This is a genomic window from Rothia sp. ND6WE1A (assembly GCF_001683935.1).
GTDB classification, from domain to species: domain Bacteria; phylum Actinomycetota; class Actinomycetes; order Actinomycetales; family Micrococcaceae; genus Rothia; species Rothia amarae.
The window spans coordinates 1-20,624 of sequence record NZ_LXTU01000066.1 but is presented as its reverse complement, the minus strand read 5'-3'; the positions used below and the strand labels follow the sequence as shown (position 1 = coordinate 20,624).

Annotated in this window: 17 protein-coding genes and 1 tRNA gene; 3 read left to right on the top strand and 15 right to left on the bottom strand. The window is 47.8% G+C overall.

What is annotated here, in order from left to right; genetic code table 11:
* Genes A7E48_RS09330 through A7E48_RS09300 form a run of 7 tightly spaced genes read right to left on the bottom strand, consistent with a single transcriptional unit; the run spans position 1 to position 8,255 of the window.
* Positions 1–1,215: an O-antigen ligase family protein gene (locus A7E48_RS09330; protein ID WP_068172677.1), complete on the bottom strand. Its 1,215-nt coding sequence runs from the start codon at positions 1,213–1,215 to the stop codon at positions 1–3.
* Positions 1,212–2,336, bottom strand: a complete 1,125-nt coding sequence (locus A7E48_RS09325) for a glycosyltransferase (RefSeq protein ID WP_068172675.1) — start codon at positions 2,334–2,336, stop codon at positions 1,212–1,214. The genes A7E48_RS09330 and A7E48_RS09325 overlap by 4 nt, the downstream gene beginning before the upstream one ends.
* Entirely contained in the window at positions 2,327–4,570 is a 2,244-nt protein-coding gene (locus tag A7E48_RS09320; protein ID WP_068172671.1) for an N-acetylneuraminate synthase family protein, read from the bottom strand. Before A7E48_RS09320 ends, A7E48_RS09325 begins: the two co-directional genes overlap by 10 nt.
* Positions 4,571–4,575: 5 nt before the next feature.
* Positions 4,576–5,286: a cytidylyltransferase domain-containing protein gene (locus A7E48_RS09315; RefSeq protein ID WP_068172667.1), complete on the bottom strand. Its 711-nt coding sequence runs from the start codon at positions 5,284–5,286 to the stop codon at positions 4,576–4,578.
* A complete protein-coding gene (locus tag A7E48_RS09310) occupies positions 5,286–6,341 on the bottom strand; it encodes a hypothetical protein (protein ID WP_068172664.1) in 1,056 nt (351 codons plus the stop codon). The genes A7E48_RS09315 and A7E48_RS09310 overlap by 1 nt, the downstream gene beginning before the upstream one ends.
* A complete protein-coding gene (locus A7E48_RS09305; RefSeq protein ID WP_068172661.1) occupies positions 6,332–7,345 on the bottom strand; it encodes a glycosyltransferase in 1,014 nt (337 codons plus the stop codon). Before A7E48_RS09305 ends, A7E48_RS09310 begins: the two co-directional genes overlap by 10 nt.
* Positions 7,338–8,255, bottom strand: a complete 918-nt coding sequence (locus A7E48_RS09300) for a glycosyltransferase family 2 protein (RefSeq protein WP_068172658.1) — start codon at positions 8,253–8,255, stop codon at positions 7,338–7,340. The genes A7E48_RS09305 and A7E48_RS09300 overlap by 8 nt, the downstream gene beginning before the upstream one ends.
* Positions 8,256–8,405: 150 nt before the next feature.
* Here A7E48_RS09300 and A7E48_RS09295 point away from each other — a divergent pair, with 150 nt between their 5' ends.
* Entirely contained in the window at positions 8,406–9,332 is a 927-nt protein-coding gene (locus tag A7E48_RS09295; protein WP_158004417.1) for an alpha-1,2-fucosyltransferase, read from the top strand.
* A 50-nt stretch (positions 9,333–9,382) separates the two neighbouring features.
* Here the strand turns inward: A7E48_RS09295 and A7E48_RS09290 are convergent, their stop codons facing one another.
* A complete protein-coding gene (locus A7E48_RS09290; RefSeq protein WP_233126052.1) occupies positions 9,383–11,206 on the bottom strand; it encodes an ABC transporter ATP-binding protein in 1,824 nt (607 codons plus the stop codon).
* Positions 11,207–11,482: 276 nt separating this feature from the next.
* Between A7E48_RS09290 and A7E48_RS09285 the strand changes: the two genes are divergently transcribed.
* Positions 11,483–12,097, top strand: a complete 615-nt coding sequence (locus A7E48_RS09285; protein WP_068172650.1) for a hypothetical protein — start codon at positions 11,483–11,485, stop codon at positions 12,095–12,097.
* A gap of 11 nt (positions 12,098–12,108) precedes the next feature.
* On the opposite strand, the gene A7E48_RS09280 is transcribed toward A7E48_RS09285, so the two are convergent.
* From A7E48_RS09280 to A7E48_RS09265, 4 genes are all read right to left on the bottom strand, one after another.
* Positions 12,109–13,026 (bottom strand): glycosyltransferase family 2 protein, encoded by a 918-nt coding sequence (locus tag A7E48_RS09280; RefSeq protein ID WP_068172647.1) that lies wholly within the window; start codon positions 13,024–13,026, stop codon positions 12,109–12,111.
* Positions 13,027–13,120: 94 nt separating this feature from the next.
* Entirely contained in the window at positions 13,121–14,107 is a 987-nt protein-coding gene (locus A7E48_RS09275) for a ribose-phosphate diphosphokinase (RefSeq protein WP_186303235.1), read from the bottom strand.
* Positions 14,108–14,110: 3 nt separating this feature from the next.
* Positions 14,111–15,586, bottom strand: coding sequence for a bifunctional UDP-N-acetylglucosamine diphosphorylase/glucosamine-1-phosphate N-acetyltransferase GlmU (glmU, locus tag A7E48_RS09270; RefSeq protein ID WP_068172641.1), 1,476 nt, complete (start codon positions 15,584–15,586; stop codon positions 14,111–14,113).
* Positions 15,587–15,642: 56 nt separating this feature from the next.
* Positions 15,643–15,714 (bottom strand) — tRNA-Gln (locus tag A7E48_RS09265).
* A gap of 120 nt (positions 15,715–15,834) precedes the next feature.
* Between A7E48_RS09265 and A7E48_RS09260 the strand changes: the two genes are divergently transcribed.
* Complete coding sequence (locus A7E48_RS09260) at positions 15,835–17,667, top strand: ABC-F family ATP-binding cassette domain-containing protein (protein ID WP_068172636.1); 1,833 nt, start codon at positions 15,835–15,837, stop codon at positions 17,665–17,667.
* Positions 17,668–17,720: 53 nt separating this feature from the next.
* Here A7E48_RS09260 and A7E48_RS09255 read toward each other — a convergent pair whose 3' ends face one another.
* The 3 genes from A7E48_RS09255 to A7E48_RS11425 form a co-directional block, all read right to left on the bottom strand.
* Positions 17,721–19,274 carry a glycosyltransferase family 39 protein gene (locus tag A7E48_RS09255; protein WP_068172633.1) on the bottom strand — a complete coding sequence of 518 codons (1,554 nt, stop codon included), beginning with the start codon at positions 19,272–19,274 and terminating at the stop codon, positions 17,721–17,723.
* Between the two features lie 4 nt (positions 19,275–19,278).
* Positions 19,279–20,382 carry a glycosyltransferase family 4 protein gene (locus A7E48_RS09250; RefSeq protein ID WP_083147345.1) on the bottom strand — a complete coding sequence of 368 codons (1,104 nt, stop codon included), beginning with the start codon at positions 20,380–20,382 and terminating at the stop codon, positions 19,279–19,281.
* A gap of 17 nt (positions 20,383–20,399) precedes the next feature.
* The coding region (locus tag A7E48_RS11425; protein ID WP_369796779.1) for an acyltransferase family protein at positions 20,400–20,624 on the bottom strand (225 nt) is incomplete at its 5' end.

The following is a 20,624-nucleotide window of genomic DNA, read 5'->3' as shown; positions in this document are numbered from 1 at the left end:
TTAAATATTTACTCCCTGAGTATGCGTGGAAGGAGCAATCCTAAATTCATAACCGATCGTATTTGTCTTGGGACGGCTACAGTAAAGTAATGCCAACCCCATGACAAGACCCCAGGGCATAGTAAGAAATACCTCGCCCAGACGCCATCCACAAATCATGAGCAAGACGGTGGCGCCTTCTGCATACATCGACCGAGTTGATCGTGTCTGCTTCATCAAGAACGCAGCATAAATAGTCGCCCCAACTATGAGAAGCAGATAAATCCAACCGCCTTCAATTATCAGAGTCCAAAAAGAATTGTGAAAGAAAAAGGTTCTATCCTCTACCTCCACAAAAGCCTGTCCGAGTCCTAGACCATGCCACGGTGCAGCATCGATTTTAAGCTGAGATGCCTGGTCAATACGGCTTCTCAGTAAATCGGTACCAGTACGATCAGCGAAAGCTCCTGCCTGTGCAAAATTGGTTTCAAGAAAATCAACCAGTCGCACCATGAAAATTGCTAATAACGCCTTAAAAACAATGTTTAATCGTCTCGCTGTAAAAATCCATACAAGAGCCAGCCCAAATCCTGCAATAGATGTACGCGATCCTGTGAGCCATAAAATCCCCGTAAATATTATTACCGTCAGAATCTTGTGCCAACGCTTGGACAAAACTGCTAACAGCAAAAGCCCTAACGTTGCATAATATAGTCCTGAGACGTTTTTGTCGCCTAACCATCCCGTTAAGAAACCAGGGTAATAGTCAGGAGCTATACCTAGATAATATGCTGGAACATTGATTAAAGAGCTGAGTGTCATTCCAAATATGAGTGATTTAAAATCGATTCGTCCATCGGCAATAAAAACTGCTACAAAGAAAACACCTAGGATACGAATTATGCGACGTAATATTTCTCCATTTGTCGATATTCCTAGAACAGCAGAATCAAAGGTAACCCATAGAAGCCCAAAAATCACAAGGAAAACAAAAAGAGCTATCTTAGGAACATCATTCTTAGGTCTTCTTAAGAAGCCAATGCCCGCAAGCAAAGTTCCTGCAAGAGTGGCCAAAGGCAAACCAGCTACAGAGTAGGTGAAGATTATCATTGTCATTCCCAGGAGGAAATCTACAATCACAATCTTGCCTGTAGAGTCAGCCAGGTCATGCAGTTCAGTAGAAGCACGCTCTTTCCAGGTGCGGTGCTGTTTCTCTTGTTGCGTCATCGCCGTCATTTTTGCTTCTCCTTGCGATAACTTTCAGCTATCTTGCTCGCCATCTCCGTTGAACTGAGCCACTCAAATGATTTATGTCCAGGCTCATTCAGCTGTTGTTTAATTCTTTCTACTACAGTTTGTCGCAAATTCTTATGCCCTATTTCTGCAAGCGAGGGCACTAATTCGCTCTCATCAAGAATTTCTGCGTTTCCGCCGACGTCGGTTGCTACTATCTTCAGTCCGAGTGCCTTCGCATCCAGCAGTGTGTACGAAAGGTTCTCCCAGACAGATAGTTGAACCAGTACATCCGCTCTGCTCATAGCCTCGGATGCATCTACAAAACCTGGAAAACGCACTGCATCCGAGATTCCTAGCCGCGCAACTAACGCCTCCAGCCGAGCCAGTTCAGACCCCTCACCCGCTATTTCTAGGGTTGCTCCCCCCAATTCTTTGCGGAGTTCAGCGAACGCCTCGATCAAGACTTCTAACCCTTTCTCGGGTGCAAGACGAGCCAGCGAGAGAATATGAGGATTTTTCGACGCAACCCTGCTCTGATTCATTGCAGCCTGAGGAGCATCAACGCCATTGAAAATAACTTCAACATTGCGAGCGCCCCATTTGCGTTTCATTTGATCCTCGGTTGATTGGGATACCGCAATGGCATGATTGGTGAGCATCAAGCGCGCTCGATGAATGAGTTCTCTTCCGCGCGCTTTCAGGGTGCTGGAATGATAGACAGCATCATTTCCTGCAATGCCGTGTTCGGTGGTAAAGAGAGCCGGAACGAATGTCTCTCGCTGCACGATACGCCGTAAACGTCTGCTAACCACCACTGCGCACGCGACGATATCGGCATAGGCAAGGTGAGAGTGGACGACGGCGGGGCGCAGTTGCTCTATCTGCTGGTTGAGTATATGGAACGACTTGGTAAAGCCTGCAGAGGTGCCAAATTCGCCGCGTATAGCACTGTTCCCCAGCTCATCAAGTGTGTTCGCTAGAGCACCGTCGGCCACAAGAACTTTGAGTTCATAACCGGGTAGCCCGGCGCGAGCAACATCCGTTGCGTGCCGGGCTACACCGCCAAATTCAGGAACCGGGATTGCCCACAGGGCTACCGGTAGTGAATTTTCTACAGCCACTTTTCCAACCGATCAAGCGCGGTAAAGAAACCTTCACCGTTATTGATGTGACCCTGCCAAATTTCAGGGATAAATGATGAAGTGGGGCTCAATTCGCGCAGTTGCTTACCCAGTGCAGCCCAGTCGACGTCACCTTCGCCAACCTGCACGCCTTCGCCATCCACACCAACGCCGTCGACCAGGTGAAGGTGGATGGTACGAGGTGCCAACAAATCAACGGCTTCAGAAAGAGGCATCTTCAGGAAGTTTGCAGCAAGCATGGTGTGGGAGATATCCAGGCACAAATCCACATCATACTTCTCGGCAAATTCTGCTGTATCCCGCGGGTCGAGGAAGAGGTTGTGGAACTGTTGACCGCCCATCAGCCAGGGGTAAGGAGGCAGGGTCTGTGCGGCGATTCGAACACCTTGTGTGTTCAAGCGGGAGATCGCTTCCCCAATACGGTCGTATTTTTCGGCGCGTGTAGCGGGCGCAATATGTCCGTCTTTGGTGAAGCCCCCCATGGTCACCACCATGACCGGGTCATCGTCGAGAGTGAAGTACTTCTTCAAATCACGGGTGATATCGATGGTGCGCTGAACCTCAGCGATTGAGCGTTCCCAAATCTCTTCATCGGCTGATGCCAAATCAACCAAGAAATCCCCAGCGAAAAGATCTGGCAGATGGGTGGTGAAACTCATCGGCAGCTTCTCGTCAAAGACCTCATCAATATCAATCTCAAGGTCCTTGTAGGAGAAATGAAATTCTAGGAAGTCCGGCTTAGCCTCTTCAATCAGCGGCTTATAGTCATGGTAGCGAACAGGCAAGCCCCAGGGGCGGTCAAAGGTGAAGTCGCGGCGGGTGACCAAATCATCATTCAAATCACCTTCGTAGAAGAACGAACCGGCTTCTACTTCACGTGCCATGGTGCGTCCCACCAACTGTGAAAGGTAGTTGGGTTGCAAGCCGCGGCCGGGCGACTTAACCTCAACGTCGGCTTCAGTCACGACGTCGCCCTTCGCGATAGTGCGGGTAGCCACCAACGATTTAGCCAGGTTCACGCGGTTCATCAACTCACCGGTTGAAACATCGCGCGGTGCAGAAGTACCAATGGCTTCTTCGATATCGCGAATTTGCGTGACCATCGCTTTGAACTCATCGGGAAGAAGCGAAACTGTGTGGTCGTTACCTTCCAGAGTCTTGTCTGTGGTGAAGTGTTTTTCAATGATTTTTGCCCCGCGTGCCACTGCACCGAGGGGAACATGAAAACCGCGTTCATGGCCTGAATAGCCAACGAGGCATTGGCCGATTTCTGCCAAGCGGTCCATGTACGCCAGGTTGACGTCCTTAAAGGGGGCGGGGTACGTGGACTGGCACTGGAGCAAAGCGTAAGAAGCGCCCTGATTTTGCAAGAGTTTGACCGACTCGCGGATTTCTTCTTCGCGGCTCATGCCGGTAGAGACCATCATAGGTAGTCCGCGCGAAGCGACGTCGCGAAGTAGCTCGTGGTTGGTGAGGTCAGCAGAGGCAATTTTCATGCCGGCAATGCCGTAGTCAACAAGAGCCTGAACTGATGGAGCGTCCCACGGGGTGCACATGATATCCATGTTGTACTGTTTGACGTGGTCAAACACTTCATACATCTGATCCACCGAGAAGCTGAAGCGGGAAAGCAAGTCGAGAGTATATTGAACGCCTAGATCTTCACCGGCTGACTTTGAGCCCTTCTGGCGGTAGAGGGCTTCCATGTCACGCAACTGGAATTTCACGGCGTCGGCGCCAGAATCAACTGCTAGATCAACCAAACGCTTGGCGAAGTCGACGTCGCCCTGGTGGTTGTTGCCAATTTCAGCAATGATGAAGGACGGTTTGTCCTCCGCAATTTCGTGCTTACCAATGCGCAGAACGTTCTGCTCATTCATGGCAATGGCAACGAGGTGGCCCCACTCGTCGATGAGAGGAAGATGGGAGATACCCTGCGCAAACTCACCGTTGAGAACAGCGGCATCGGTATCGATCGGGTAGCTACGCACATTCTTATTCGCTACCTGAATAGCAGAGGTTTCCAAAGATTCTGCCGGATTTGCGATAAGCCAGCGGCGGAAGTCACCATCGGAAAGCGAACCCTGCAACATGCCTGATTCGTTCACTAAGAAAATTATGCGCTGCTGATTAGCGGAAATTTTCTGAAGAGCTGTAAGAACGGGGTCTTCTGAGAAAACGACGAAGGGGGTGGTATTGCGTTCAATAATCATGGGGGTTAGTTCACGTTTTTCTGGATTTGTTCTAGCTGATGTTCTGCGACTGAAAAATCGATGGGGGCATCGATGTCTACACCCTCAATATCTTCGAGCATGAAAAGTTCGATTTTGCCAGCAAGGCGGTTATGGAACTCTTCGTAGATTTCAGTCTTGGTGATGTACATGGATCCGTTTTCGCGGTAACGGAAAGTTTCACGGGTGAGTTCTTGGCGGCGGGGGCGTGCCATCACTTCATATTGTGCGGTAGGCGGTTCGGTAGCAGCCCAGATAAAGGGGCCGATAGGGATAACACCCACCATCGAGTCAGAATCTGAGGCAGCAAACTGTCGTACCGCGCGTTCGAGAGTTCCTGGTAGCCGAACAGGGCTCGTTGCCTGCAAAAGCATAACGGCATCAGGTCGACGGTCCTCGTGACTCATGAATTCAATCGCGTGTTCGATGACCGGTTCAGTGGCAGTAGTATCTTCGGCAAGCTCAGCAGGGCGCATAAAGGGTACTTCTGCACCGTATTCGCGGGCAATATCCGCCAACTCTTTATCGTCCGTTGAGACAACGACGTCCAGCTCAATTTCTGGTGCCAGCGCGGTCTTTGCGTCCAACGCCTGTTCAATCGTCCAAGCAACGAGCGGCTTGCCGGCAATCGGCTTGAGATTTTTGCGGGGAATTCCCTTAGAACCTCCGCGAACCGGTATAACGCAAAGAATGCGCATTAATTCTCCAATGTGTCTGCGATGATACGAGCTATTTTTTGTGCTGGCTCGGTTTCAGGCGCTACCGGCGGAGCTGTGGGTTCACTCCCCCACTGACTCAGTCCATAGCGATTCCAGAATTCGAGTAACCATTCAGGAGGATTGGGGTGGTACACCCAAGCCGGAATTCCCCGAATCGAGGCTTCTAATACTCCGGTGGAAAATACTGAAACAACTGGATTATTGAGTTCGTTGAGGGGCGTTTTTGATGAATCAATAGTAACCCCCCGTTTAGCCCACAGCTTGTGGGTCATAGTAGAGAGTTTATCTTTCTCAGAGGGGTGAGGTCGATAGATTGCTCCGTGATTTTGGCAGAATTTATAGGATGCTCGCGCAAAAGAAGCCCGAGAGAGCTCAGCACCATGCATTTGTCCTAGAAAAATAGGGGTTTCAGCAATTTCAGAGGGATCCACAGGAGGCTTTTGAAGCGCCTCATAGAAGATCTGAGCTCCTACAACTTCAGCCTGAATATCTGACCGTCCTGAAATCCAAAACTCGGCGTCTGCTGGGCTAAATGCAAACAAACGACTGTTTGCTGGTAGAGGAGGGGCAAAGGGGGTATTGAGACCATGCTGGACAACATTAAAAGTCCATCCCCGTCGCTGTCCTAGAGCATAAGCCCATGAGCCCACCGGAAGATAGTGCCCCGCAGCAATCACCTGCTTGACTTCCTCCAGGGAAACAGGCATAGGTTCTGAGTCAGAGATTTCCTCGACTATTTGATAACCCCTGGTTTCTAAGAATGCTCGGTGCTCCCCTAACGTAACTACAGCAACAGGAACGCCCAGCTCTTCAAGATGTTTTGCAGGCTCCAGCAATGCCGCAATTTGGGTAGGAGAGGTTGCTTCCAGAGCGACCAAGATTTTCGGAGCATCCGAACCACGCCGCAGTAACGCAAATTGCCGGGGTCTGTCTTCAGTTTTTCTCCGCAGCCGATGAGCTAAATAACGAGCAAGGTTCTGCTTCTCCGCCCATTTTTGCCAAGCAGTCAAATCCTCAGAAAATTTTAGACCCATAGCCTATCCATCTTTTGTGCGCGATGAAAAAATGTGTGTTCAGCGAGACTTCGCTTCCTACCAGCTTCACGAATCGATTCGCTCCACTGAGGATCTGAAATAACCCGTTGGCACAACTCAACCAGCTCATCATTCGATTGGTATAAAAGTACTTCTTTACCCACGTCGTAGAACTCCTCGACGTCGGGGCGATCAATGAGTTGCAACCCATTCATTCCGGGCACTTCAAAAGTGCGCATAGCAAGCCCCGCTTGGAGGCCGTGGATATTAATGGCTCCTGCAGCACCTGCCTGAATCTGATATGCCTCTTTCAAAGGAACATCTCGTTCAGCAGGCAGATTGGGGCGGTTCCACTCCCACATTCGCAGCCGGTCATAGGGATGGTGAGACCAACCTCGTCCGTAAACCCGAACTGGAATGCCCGCATCTTGAAGGTGCAGCATCATCTCGACGCGGTTGTCATAACGTGAACCCACAAAGACTATTTCTTGAGTACGATGCGTGGGTGGATCAGCAAGCTTGGGGTCATATCCATTGGGCGCGAAATAAGCATTTACTCCTGCATTGGAGAATTCTTCAGCTTCAGAACGCGCGTAGCTGAGGACAACTGGGAGTTGTATTAGAAAATCAATGGAGTAGCGGTGTCTCTTGAGATCATCGTAGAGCCATAGCATATAGGGAATGTTGAGGCGCTTAACCCGTTCCCAGAAGCCATCACCGAGGGTATCTGCTTTGATGACAATCAGCTTGTCAGGTCTTACTTCGTTCAGCTTTGCAATTGCTACAGCAGTTGCATGTTTTTCAGCAGTTTTCTGTCCGTTAAACCCGAATTTGGAGGGAAGCTCGTACTGTACCTTATTACGGATTTTTGCCGATGCGCCGTCGAAAGCGTCATATCGGTGGATTACAGTCTCATATCCCAGTTCTTTAAAGCCATCAGCAATTGAATAACAATATCCGTGGAAAGCCGGGCTAATAATGAGGAGCTTTTCTTGTTTAGCCATGAACCATTTTCTTTCCCTCACGGATGATTTTAAGTTCATCTGCAAAAGTTTTAAGAGGGTGAACTTCTTTATTTTTCAATGACCGCGCGGCATTAAAACCAAAATTAAGTAAGCTGACGGCGATTAGTGTAGGTGCCAAGATGCGGTGTTTATTCCATTTTGCTTCATAAATAAAATGGGAGGTGGTGAGCCATTGTCGGCGCTTCGTACTTTCAGAGGAACCGCCACCCTCGTGCGTGACCATAACATCACCTAAGAAAATCGCAGGGTATCCCCTGTCCCGAAGACGCTTTTGTAAATCGACTTCTTCACTATTCATGAAGAAACGCTCGTCAAACCCTCCTACTTCCTGAAAGATTCGGGTGGGCAGCATAAGGCATGCGCCCATCAACCAATCAACGGTCAGGGTCTTTCCACCGACAGCTCGGACGTCGTGCCCTGCTAATCGATGCCACCAGTTAGTATCGCGGAATCGAGCTACGGGAGTAAACCAATTCCAGGCATGTATGAAAGTGCTGGGGAATTTTCTTGCAACCCATTGAGCTTCCCCCTCATGACCCACAACTTGAGGTGAATAAATAGCAGGTTTTGCCTGTTTCTCCACGGCGTTTAGCATTTCTTCTACAAAGGTGGAAGTAAGTTCAAGATCACTGTTAAGAATCATGAGCCATTCACCAGTAGCTTGTTCTGCCCCAGTATTTACATTCGTACCGAAGCCACCGTTGGCAGTCCGGTGTATGACTTTAACTCCTCCGACCTGCGGAAACGGTTCGGGCGAATTATCGTCCGAGACAATAATTTCAATCTCTCCATCAAAGGTTTGCTGTTGCAGTTTCTCGATGAGTTTCATAGTGGGGGCTGACTCCCCATAATGTGGAATTACTGCAGATACCGCAGGTTTTGAGCTCATAGTTCCCCTCGATTTTCCCGAACACTATGCCACATATTAGCCCACAAAACGTTCTACAGCCTCATAAGGAAAGTCATACACCGCAACTATTCTTAGATAGAAGCTATGCATCCACACTTAGCAACCCAATATTTGGTAGGTAGACAACTAATGAAGCAAAGAGCATCTCAGGAAAATGAAAGAATCAGTTCGCTGGTTGAAGCAAACAAATTAATACCCCGGGTACAGAAGAAAATAGAACACTTCGTCAGGAAACCGTATGGATATGCCATTCGCTTCATTCGGAGAGGCCCAGAGACTGTTCTTATTGTGCCACCCATTGCTAGAGGAGGAAACTGGCTATATGAATGGATGAAAGCATACGCCCAGCAAAATTCGACAGGAGAAAAAGTAAAAATTACATTTCGAGCGGGGATGGAACCTTGGATTAAGGAGTTTCCGCTATTGCAAATGCTCACGATAAAAGATGAAGATATTCGCTTTAGGAGCCTGCGCCAGATCGGGGTTAATCCAAGAATTAATGAAAATTTTGCTCCTCTGGAAATATCTCGTTTTATCTCCGATGTCTTGCTTACTTCCCCTCTTTTTTCGGAGAGTCGCAAGCATGCTTTAGATGTTGTTACCCCAACTAGCTTGGTCATTAACGTTAGAAGGGGAGATTACTATTCCAACCCTCATATTAAATATCAATTCGGTATTGATACAGTGAGATACATTCGTAAAGCATTAGAGCAACTTCTTAACGATTTTCAACCGACACAAATCATTTTGGTTTCAGATGACTTAGATTGGTGCGCTGAACATCTTGATTTTCTTATGAACATAGCCCCCACACGTTTTGAAAAAATTGGAAAGACTATGTTCGATGATCTAGCAGTACTATCTGTAGCGTCCAACCTTATTCTGACAAATACAACTTTTGGATATTGGGGCGCTTATATTGCCAGCAAGGAGCGCAATGCACGAGTTCTAGCTCCAAATGTCCATGAAAGATCTACCCAACATGAGAGAGTTCCCCCGCAACACCTCAAAGGATGGATTTCGATAGAACCGGATGCCGGTTCATGGCTCGATTGATACTAAGATGCGGGAATCAGACTTTTCTGGTTCCCGCATCTTTTGGATTTTTATTTTGAGAGATCTCCTAGTTCTACCAAATGAGCAAACTCCGGATTTTGCCGCTGCACTTCAGCGAATGTTCCTTGAGCCGCTATCTCTCCCTCAGATAGATAAATCAGTTGATCAACACTTTTCACGGTGGAGAGACGATGGGCAACAATAACCACTGTTATTTCTTTGGAAAGCTTATTGATAGTTTGAGTAATCTTATGCTCGGTTTCATTGTCTAAAGCAGAAGTAGCCTCATCCAAGAAGAGCACTGAGGGATTGCGGTAAAGTGCACGCGCAATGCCAAGCCGTTGTCTTTGCCCCCCGGAAAGACGGGTTCCGTGTTCCCCGATAGGAGTGTCTACTCCATGATCGAGACCCTCAATAACATCGGCAAGTTCTGCAATCTGTAAGCATTCCAGCACTCGCCCTCTATCAATCTCCGCGGGCTTCAGTCCAAAAGCTACTGCCTCGAGCACTGTCCCATTACCCAAGAACACGTCCTGAGGCACATAACCAATTTTTGCGTGCCATTCATTCAAATTCTCATTAATAGGTTGCCCGTTTTGCGTTATTTGTCCCGAACTTGGGGTGGTCAGCCCTAGCATCAGATCTACCAATGTGGTCTTACCTGAGCCAGACCCACCTACCAGAGCTAAAGAACTACCTGCTGGAATAATAAGCGATAAGTTTTTGAGAACTTTATGATCGCCATCAGGATATGAGAAATCTACATTTTCAACTTTTACAGTAGTAGGAATATACCTTTCATTAATCTGAGCGAACACACCAATATCAGGCTCATTTTCAATGAGATTAAAGGAAGATAGCTGGTTATTCGCCCACTGAATTTCATTTATAACAATATTGACGGCAGCATGTCCGGAGCGAAGGGTACCTAAAGAACCAACAACCCTTACATAGCTGGGTAAAATTCGAATGCATGCGCCTGCAAATACCAAGAGGTAAGAAGCCGATTGGATACCACCCGTCATTGTCATAAACGCCATAATGAGCATGATGCCTACGATGAATATGATTTCTAAGAGGTATTTTGGAACATCAATTAGAAATCGTTTTGCACGCGCTGCTTCTGCTTCCATCAGACGAGCATGCTGGTAATCATAAACCTGCCGGTCTGAGAGCCCTAAGAGTTTAATCTCGCGGAAACCATTGATTGCCTCAAGAGTCTTGAAATTAATTTGGATGGCTGCGTCAATTCCTTCAGCCCCCGCTTTACGGTTACGCTCACTTATTAACTTTTGCAAGATAAACGATGTAGCTCCAAAATACACGAAAGCAATCAACGCAGGAATTGGCATTACGACTAAAAGGAAAACCATCAAAAAGATTATGCTGAAGACTTCACCTAAAACAGAAAGCCAGCCACCCACATATTGACCGTAGGCTTGCGAAACGGCTTGTCCTACAGCTCTAATAATTTCTGATGCAGACCGCTTTTTATGTGAAAGATAATCTTCGCTCATATAGCTTTGTAAAACTGCTGTAGCAGTCGCAGCTTCCTGACGTGCGAGGAACCCGCTACTCCACCACTTGATGGTGAGAGAAAGTATGCCTTTGAGGATAAAAGAAACCACGAGGATAATCGAGGCAATTATTATAAAGGTCTCCCGATTCGGGTTGCCCAAGAAGTCCGCAATAACCCCAAGATAGCCAGTGCTGTAGTCCGCTCCCATTGCGAGCTGGATAATAGGCAGAATCACTGCAACACCTAGCATATCGAGCAGAGACACGAGAAAAAGCAATACTACGTTAAGTACAAGTAGAGCAAACTTCTTTCCGGGAAAGAGCCACCGCAACTTATCTAGACTGTCCTTCATCATTCCTCATGTATCCGTGCACTGCAATTTTAGATGGGCCTTCTTTACCTGACAGACAGCTGTCCCCTAAATGGCTACACCCCTAAGGCTTCAATATAACAGTTTCTTTCTGCGAGGAAGCCCCGAACCAAGCGGTTTTCTTTTTTGGCATCAAACACATTTACTCGAACAGATTTCCTTCCATATATTTATGGTGGAAAGACTTCGGTGATTCTGGAAATACACTATCGCTAGGTAGGATGAAGGGAATCAACTGAAAAGAGAAGGGCTGAGAAAGATATGGGTAGATTCAACATCGCATCTATTCGAGGCGTTAAAGCTCCGTCGAAATCCCCGTCAGTTCCATGGTCGAGCTCTCAACCCTCCCATAAGATCCTTTACGTATGCACTGGAAATATCGCCAGATCCGCTTCCGCTGAGGTCATTTCGACCCACAAGGCTCATGGTTCAGGGTGGACGTTCGAAAGCGCGGGAATTGGTGCGGTCGTAGGTGGTCCTGTAGCTCCATTTATTGATGAGGAGCTCTCTGCGCGGCGCCTTAATTTTGCGCCCCATAGAGGGCGGCAGATTACTTCATCAATGGTTAAAGAGGCTGACCTCATTTTAGTGATGGAACTTCATCATCTTGACTGGATTGTTCGGGAGTGGCCTCAGTATCGCTCCAAAGTACATTTACTCAAGCAAATGGCTCGCTTACGCGCGCAAGCAGGAAGGCGAAGCGACCCCATCTCATATATGAATCTCACTGAAGATCGCCCAACTAAAGCAGATAATATTGCTGATCCTTTCCGAAAAGGGAAGAAAGCGGCAAAAATAGCAGTTCAAGAAGTTGAAGAAGCACTAGAGATAATTATTCCATGGCTGGGTAACGTAGCGGGTGTAAACAACTCTTAATCAGGAAGAGTTCACAGACCTCTACCGAGCTGAGAAAGCGGCTTTTTCCCCAGGACTTGGTATTGAATATATCCTTCTAGAAGTCCAATATTTGTAAAAAATCTTTCCTGCCAAGCACGGCTTAGTTTCTGTTCTTTTATGACTTGTTTGAGTCCAGCAGCCAAAGTAAAAAGTACCATAGTGAAAGGAAACTTCCCCCTCGTTATCGGGTTTGATTTCCAATTACCCATAGTGGTTAACAACAGTGCAGAACTCTTCGCCCGTTTTCTCATGACCTGTGCTGAACGAATCTGTTTTTCCGGCATTCGATAAGCGATAGTCGCAGGCGGAAAAGACCCAGCCGGATGCCCCGCTAGATAGGCGCGATACCCAAATTCATTATCCTCAGCACCAGGTTCATAGGTAGGATCAAAGCCACCTAGCTCCCTAAACAGACTACGTCTAATCCCTAAACTGCCCCCGGCGAGAACTGGCCACTCAGGGTTAAAGGTTTCTTCCCGTGGCGGTTCATAATCAAAATATTCAAGATAACTTAGAGCTCTTTCAAGGCTGGTAAAAGCACTATACGGAACTGGCGGATAGCCACCACAAAATATAGTTTTCTCTTCGAGTGCCTGCTGAGAATAAGCAATATAATGTTCGCCAATTGCATCATCTGCATCTAAGAAAAGTAATTGCTCTCCCCGTGCTTTATTAGCACCCACATTTCTAGCGTAAGAAGCTCCAGCCAATTCGTTTGCTTCCAAAACTTTAATGTCAATTTTTTCGCTCCAGAGTAGAGCAGTCTCAGCAGTGTTATCTGTGCATCGATTGCAGACCACTATCACTTCAAAAGGATCGCAATTTGTTTGCTGATAGATGGATTCCAGCTGTAAATCAATCGTCGTGCTGGCGTTATGCGCGGGGATGATAATTGATGTACGAGTCATTCGGGATTTGCCTACTTTGCACGGGGGGGGACATGTTAAAAAATACTACCCATCAATTCATGAAATTGATGGGTAGCATTGTTAAGAAAACTAGCTAGTTTGACCGACCGTTGAACAGGCTGGTCACTGAACCGTCCTCGAAGACTTCCTTGATAGCCAACGCAATCAATGGAGCGATGGACAGAACAGTGAGGTTCTCGAAGCGCTTTTCTTCAGATACAGGCAGCGTGTTGGTAACAACTACCTCACGAGCGCCTGAGTTTGAAAGACGTTCAACAGCTGGATCAGAGAATACAGGGTGGGTTGCAGCAATGATAACGTCTTTAGCACCGTTGTCTTTGAGCACCTGAACCGCACCAGAAATGGTTCCGCCGGTATCGATCATGTCGTCGATCAGAACAGCAGTGCGTCCCTTGATGTCACCAACAACTGCCTTGGAAACAGCCTTGTTGGGTACGTTGATATCACGGGTCTTATGGACGAATGCTAGCGGCGCGCCTCCCAGAAGTTCAGCCCACTGCTCAGCCACGCGTACGCGTCCGGTATCAGGGGAGACAACGGTGACGTTCTTGACGTCTTCAACCACGCTACGAACGTGCTCAGCGAGAAGTGGAATCGCCATCAGATGGTCAACGGGTCCATCAAAGAAACCCTGAATCTGCGCGGTGTGAAGATCCACGCTCATCAAGCGATCCGCGCCAGCAGTCTTGTACAAATCTGAAATCAAACGAGCAGAGATAGGCTCGCGTCCCTTATGCTTCTTATCCTGACGAGCATAGGGGTAGAACGGGGAAACAACCGTAATGGAACGAGCTGATGCGCGCTTGAGCGAATCAATCATAATGAGCTGTTCCATCACCCACTCGTTAATGGGCGCAGGGTGAGCCTGTACTACGAACGCGTCTTTACCGCGTACCGAGTCTTCGAAACGAACGTAGGTTTCGCCGTTTGCAAAGTCGTAAGCAGAAGTAGGTAGAACTTCGCAGCCTAGTTCCTGTGCGATTTGTTCGGCTAGTTCGGGATGCGCACGTCCTGAAACAAGCACCATCTTCTTTTCGCCGGGATTAGTAATCTCCGTCATGATTTACTTTTCGCTTTCCTCGGATGAGTTTTTAGCTTCAGCGCCTGCGGCTGAAGCAGCTTCCGCCGCTTCTGTGCCCGCGCGGTTTTCTAGTACCCAGCCATCGATATTGCGCTGGGGAGCTACGTTGATGGCGAGTGCACCGGCAGGTACGTCCTTACGGATTACAGTACCAGCACCGGAGTACGCGCCGTCTCCAATATTGACAGGTGCAACATACATGTTGTCGGAACCCATGCGCACGTTATTTCCTACAGTGGAGCGGTGCTTGTTCACGCCGTCGTAGTTGACGAAGACGGATGCCGCACCGATGTTGGAGTTCTCGCCGATGGTGACATCTCCTGCGTAGGAAAGGTGAGGAAGTTTAGAACCCTTGCCGATTTCAGTGTTCTTCGTTTCCACGAAGGTACCAATCTTGCCTGATTCGCGAAGAATCGTACCGGGGCGCAGGTAAGCGAAGGGGCCAACGGTCGCACCAGCTTCAATGAGGGCGTCTGAACCATGGGTGCGAGAAATGGTAGCGTTCTCGCCAATTTCCACGTTCTTCAAAGTGGAATCAGGACCAATAACTGAACCTGTTCCCACAGAGGTAGTGCCCTGCAACTGAGTGCCGGGAAGAATAGTGACGTCGTTGGCAATGGTCACGGTGGAGTCAATCCAAGTGGTCTGCGGGTCCACGATAGTTACGCCGTTACGCATGTGCATTTCGGTAAGACGGTCATTGAGCTTACGACCGAGCTGTGCCAGCTGTACGCGATCGTTAGCGCCTTCAACTTCCCAGCGATCTTCGATAGCAAGAGCGGACGTGCGGTGACCATTTTCACGGGCAATAGAAAGAACATCGGTAATGTACTTTTCACCCTGCGCGTTATCGGTGGTGACCTCGGTGAGAGAATCGCGTAGAACACCTGCATCAAAAGCGTAAATGCCCGAGTTAATTTCGGTAATTTTCAGCTGCTGGTCAGTTGCATCCTTTGCTTCCACAATGGCAGTAACCTCACCGGACGCCGAACGCACAATACGACCGTAGGAGCCAGGGTTCTGAATGTGAGTTGTCAGAACGGTGACTGCGTTGCGGTTCTCTTCGTGCTCAGCAATGAGTTCGCGGAGGGTTTCCGCACGAAGCAAGGGAACATCGCCGTAGGTCACGATGACGGTGCCTTCGACGCGCGCGGATTCATCCAGCCCCAACAAACCTACTTCAACAGCTCGCCCGGTACCGGGGACGTCATCCTGATCGACGATGGTGACGTCCGAGTCGAAGTCGAGAATATGCGCAGCAACTTTGTCGCGTTGAAATCGAACAACCGCTGCAAGACGCTCGGGATTAAGCTCACGGGCGGCGGCAATAGCGTGCTCAACCATAGAACGACCCCCAATGCCATGCATAACTTTGGGGGTGTCTGATTTCATGCGAGTTCCAGCCCCTGCGGCTAGAACGATAACTGCTGATGGGGCATTCTGATCTGCGGTAGTCACAGTCTTAGAACTCCTAAGAGGTGGGAAACTGTCTACTGCTTGAGATGTAGACGATGCTCCGCCACTAGGACTCGAACCTAGAATAACGGCTCCAAAGGCCGCTGTGTTGCCTATTACACCATGGCGGAATGTCTAGTTAACGTGCGAACAACGCGAAGTATCCAGACAGTTTTCTATAGTAGCAAAACTCCTCCACTTATTGAAAATGCATTGCCAACGAGTCTGTCTATACCTAGTACTGTATAGATGTGGCACATTTACTAGGCGGCGAATCGCTCCATCTCGAATTTCCTACCCGAACGATATTTGAAGGCATCACAGTTGGTGTCAATGAAGGTGACCGTATCGGTATTGTCGGTCGCAATGGCGACGGCAAATCGACGTTACTATCGCTTCTTGCTGGCAGAATTTCCCCTGATTCTGGCAAGGTAACCGTTCGCTCCGGTACTCGAATTGGCTTTCTCAATCAGTCGGATATCCTCGATGATTCACTCAGCGTGGGCGAAACAATCGTAGGTGATACTCCTGAATACGAATGGGCATCCGACTCCAAAGTACGCGATGTTATCAGCGGGCTAGTCTCTGATCTCGATTGGGACGCATCCGTTTCATCTCTCTCAGGTGGGCAACGACGTCGTGTAGCACTCGCTTCCCTGCTAGCTGGCGACTGGGATGTTCTGTTCCTCGACGAGCCCACCAACCACCTCGACGTTGAAGCAATTACATGGCTTGCCCGCCATCTCAAAAACCGCTGGAGTAAAAATGCCGGCGGCCTACTGGTTGTTACCCACGACCGCTGGTTCCTTGACGAAGTCTGCACCGATACATGGGAAGTTCACGATGGAATCGTTGAACCATTCGAAGGCGGATACGCCGCGTACATTCTTCAGCGAGTAGAGCGCGACCGCCAGGCAGCAGCAGCTGAAGCTAAACGCCAAAACCTCATGCGCAAGGAACTTGCCTGGCTACGACGCGGCGCCCCTGCTCGTACATCCAAGCCAAAGTTCCGTATCGATGCGGCGAATGAACTCATCGCAGACGTCCCGCCCGTCAGAAACTCGATAGAACTCTCGCAGATGGCAGTTACCCGATTGGGTAAGGACGTAGTGGATATCGAAAACGTAGATGTTTCTTATAAGGATTCCACTCAGCCCAGCGGGCACCGAGATATTCTCAAGAAAGTCACTTGGCGTATTGCACCTGGTGAACGAACAGGAATTTTGGGTGTCAACGGTGCTGGCAAATCTACGCTGCTCGGATTAGTAACCGGCGCTGTCGAACCTTCATCTGGCAGAGTAAAGCGCGGCAAGACGGTAAATATCGCCACACTTACCCAGCAACTGGATGAGTTGAAAGATGTAGAGAATGACAGGGTCTCAGATGTAATTGGGCGAAAGAAAACCTCTTACGTTACCGGCGGCAAAGAGCTAACTTCCGGCCAGCTCTTAGAGCGTTTAGGGTTTACCAGCGCGCAACTCTCGACTCCGGTTAAAGATTTATCCGGTGGTCAGAAACGTCGTCTGCAGCTCCTTTTGATTCTGCTGGATGAACCTAACGTGTTGATTCTCGACGAACCATCTAACGACCTCGATACAGATATGCTTGCCGCGATGGAGGATTTGTTGGATACGTGGCCGGGCACTTTGCTGGTAGTTTCGCACGACCGTTATTTGATGGAACGTGTGACAGATCAGCAGTACGCCATTATTAATGGAACTTTCCGCCATCTTCCGGGTGGCGTAGACGAGTACCTCCAACTCTCAGCAGCTGGGCAGGGTGGCAAATCAGCTGGCGCAGTTTCGGGCACCTCCCCCCTGGGTAAGCAACAAGACTCAGGCAGTGAGTCTGCGGCACCCAAGGCAGGCGGGGCGGAAGTTCGTGCAGCTCAAAAAGAGATCAACCAGATTGATCGTAAATTGGAGAAGCTTACTCGATCCAAGGAATCAGTGCATGACAAGATGGCCAACCACGATCAGAGCGATTACGAGGGCTTAGCTAAATTTAGTGCTGAGATTGCAGATATTGATGCAGAAATAGATAAGCTAGAAATGCGCTGGATGGAGCTTTCAGAGATTATTTAGAAATCTAGCGAAAGCATGACTCCGCATGCTCTCGCTAGATTTTCTATCCGTAGCTACACACAAGGTTCAATATTTTTGGCAAAGATATTTCTTTCTGGACCAAAATAACCGAATGTCTTATACGTAGCTACATGTTCAGGTAGATTAGCACCTTCAAAGCCCAGCACTAGACATTGTCGACTATCAGAAAAATGCTGAAAGCTCCCCAGGGCATTTTCTGGAGGAACTCTTGAACCAACTGCTTGATCTGAGTGTAGACCTACCCAGTTCCAACCAGCGTCGATCTCTTTAGGATTGTATCCCTGGGCAACAAATCTTTCTGCGGTTTTCCACACTGAACCATCGCTTGCACTGGCTTCGAGAAATATGAGACTGGAAATAGAAAATGTTCCCGCTATAAAAATTACGGAAATTAACTTAGAAAATTTTAGCCCCGATCCTAGATTGCTCGCAAGAACTGGCACTAAACACGCTACAACGGGAATCATATAACGATCAAATATCCCCTGCCCAGAAACACTTTGCACAATGGTTCCTGCTATATAGAAGCATGAAAATAGAATAAGCAACCTAAATTTTTTTCCTAAATTCTCAAACATAAGAATCAATAAAGGCCCTGCACATAAAGCACCACAGGTAGCAAAGAACAGTAGAGACAGAGCGGGAACACCTGGTCGATTACCTAATATATCTCCCGCATATGCGCCATGGGTTGCGATATAGTTCCCCAGAAGAACTCCTTCCTGCATACGCAATAGAAGGAAAATGAACGGCATGGATAGCACAGCCATGAGAGCATAAACTTTAAAAGAATATTTTTTATGAATGAGGTTTGCAGCAATTAGCGGGGACATAAAACACGCTAATAAAATGATAAACATCAGCCCTGATTTAATCCCGTATCCAACCCCTATATCAACCTGGGGAGGATCATCCAGCGCTAAAGATCGTCGCCAAAATTCAAAAGAAACGATGAATGCTAGCGATATTAGTGCATACCAGATCCCTTGTTTTCGGGTTACAGGGGTAGTTACTAGCACAACGACTACAGCAGCCACAGCAGCCACAGCTTGCTCTCGCACTGTAATGCCCCAGAATCCTATAAACAATGATGCTAATAAGTACAAATATGTTGGATTATCTAAATACTTCAAAGCAAAATATAAGCATCCTAAAATTCCTGCCAACATCGGTATATCTGACATAAAGGATGTACTTAATAGGAAAAAACCTGGGTAACAAGCTAAAAGACTGACTGCAATAGTTGACCAAAATCTTGAGGCATACCGGCGCGTCATCATATAAACCCAATATAGTGATGCAAATGCACAGATTAGAGACACAAAGCTACCCGCAAGAGGAGTTCCTCCAAAGATAGCGGCCAGAATAATCATGCCGATCAGAGAAGAACGATTGAATCCCACCAACTGGATAACGTGGTTCTCTGCCAAACTTTCGGCTATTCGAGAATGCGCCCATGAATCATTGTGAGGGATAGTGAGACTGCCCAAGTCATAGCTCACCCAAGCTAAACCACTCAAGAGAGTTGCAATCGCACCTATAACTATGATTTTTTCGCGAGGCGATAAAGGGGTAGATTGATACATATTCTTATCCCTGCTGATAAAGATTTACGATTTTTTGAGCAACTACTGACCATGTAAACGCCTCGGAATTTTTCTTTGCTTTTTTACCTAACTTGACGGCAAAATCTTGGTTACACATAAGCATCATTGCTTCAACTAGCTGTTCTTGATTATGGGGGTTAATAACTATGCCCCCTTCTCCAATCATGAAGGATGCCCCTCCGGCATTTCCGCCAATGGAAGGAACCCCATAGCTCCCCGCCTCCACGTAGACGATTCCTGCGGGCTCAAAACGAGAAGGAACTACCAAACATGTGCTTTTTTTGATGATTTCTCTCAGCTTCATCTGATCTTTTTCATGCCCCAAAGATAATTTGCCATAGTCCACCACGTTTTTTTGATGTATTGGTTGATGCTCGCCCACCACGTGCAACTGAGCATCCGGAAACTTTTTGTGCACCATCTCGAAAGCCTCTAGGAGCTGAGATCCATTTTTTCGCTCCCAGTCATTGCCTATAAATAGAAATTTGGGCACGGACCAATCTTTATTTTTATCAGAGTCATAGGGTAGGGGTTTATTAGACCCTAGCCCAACTGCTTGCACTTTGGTGCTTTCAATTCCATATTCATCGACGATAGATCGGGCAGCCCAGTCCGTTGCAGTAGCGACAGCTAGAGCTTGCTGATATTGAGATTTTTGTAGGTTGATTCTTTCATCGACAAGTTTTTTACTGAGCGCATCCCATCCTTGCCCCCAGCCGAAAAGAAGGGCTTGTTTGATAGTCATATCTTCGAAAGTCACAAAATTTCTTTTTCCCACGGTATAGCCAGTACCGATTTGAATCGTTAGTTCAGGCCTGACGTAAGCAAGCTTTAGGCGAGAGATAACGCTCATTAGCCGAGAGTAAGCAAGCGTAAGTCGAACAGTAGAACCAGACAAAGCTTTCAAATCAGCCGATTTGCTACGAAGTAAACGAATGTACAAAGATCCTAAACGCGCGGGGGGAGCTACGTTTACGGATACTACTTGATGGCCTTGCTCTTTAAGAGCCGAATAAAGCCCAAAGGGAGTACCAGACCATACTTCTGGCCTATTTGCTCCGCCTGGACACGTTATTGCTATTTTCATAGAGCACCTATTTTCTATCAGACGGTAAATAATGGTTTAAATTTTCGAGAAAACGGTTTTTCAATAAAATGCCAAGAAAAAGATGCCACAGCCATTGACAATATAAATATGACAATAAAGATAAATTTTGGTTGAATTTCTGGAAGCAACCCAATGAGAGGATAGTGCCAGAGATATATACCATAGGAGATAGTACCCGGATACACTAAAATTTTTTTATTTAAAAAATGTTTATCATTCTG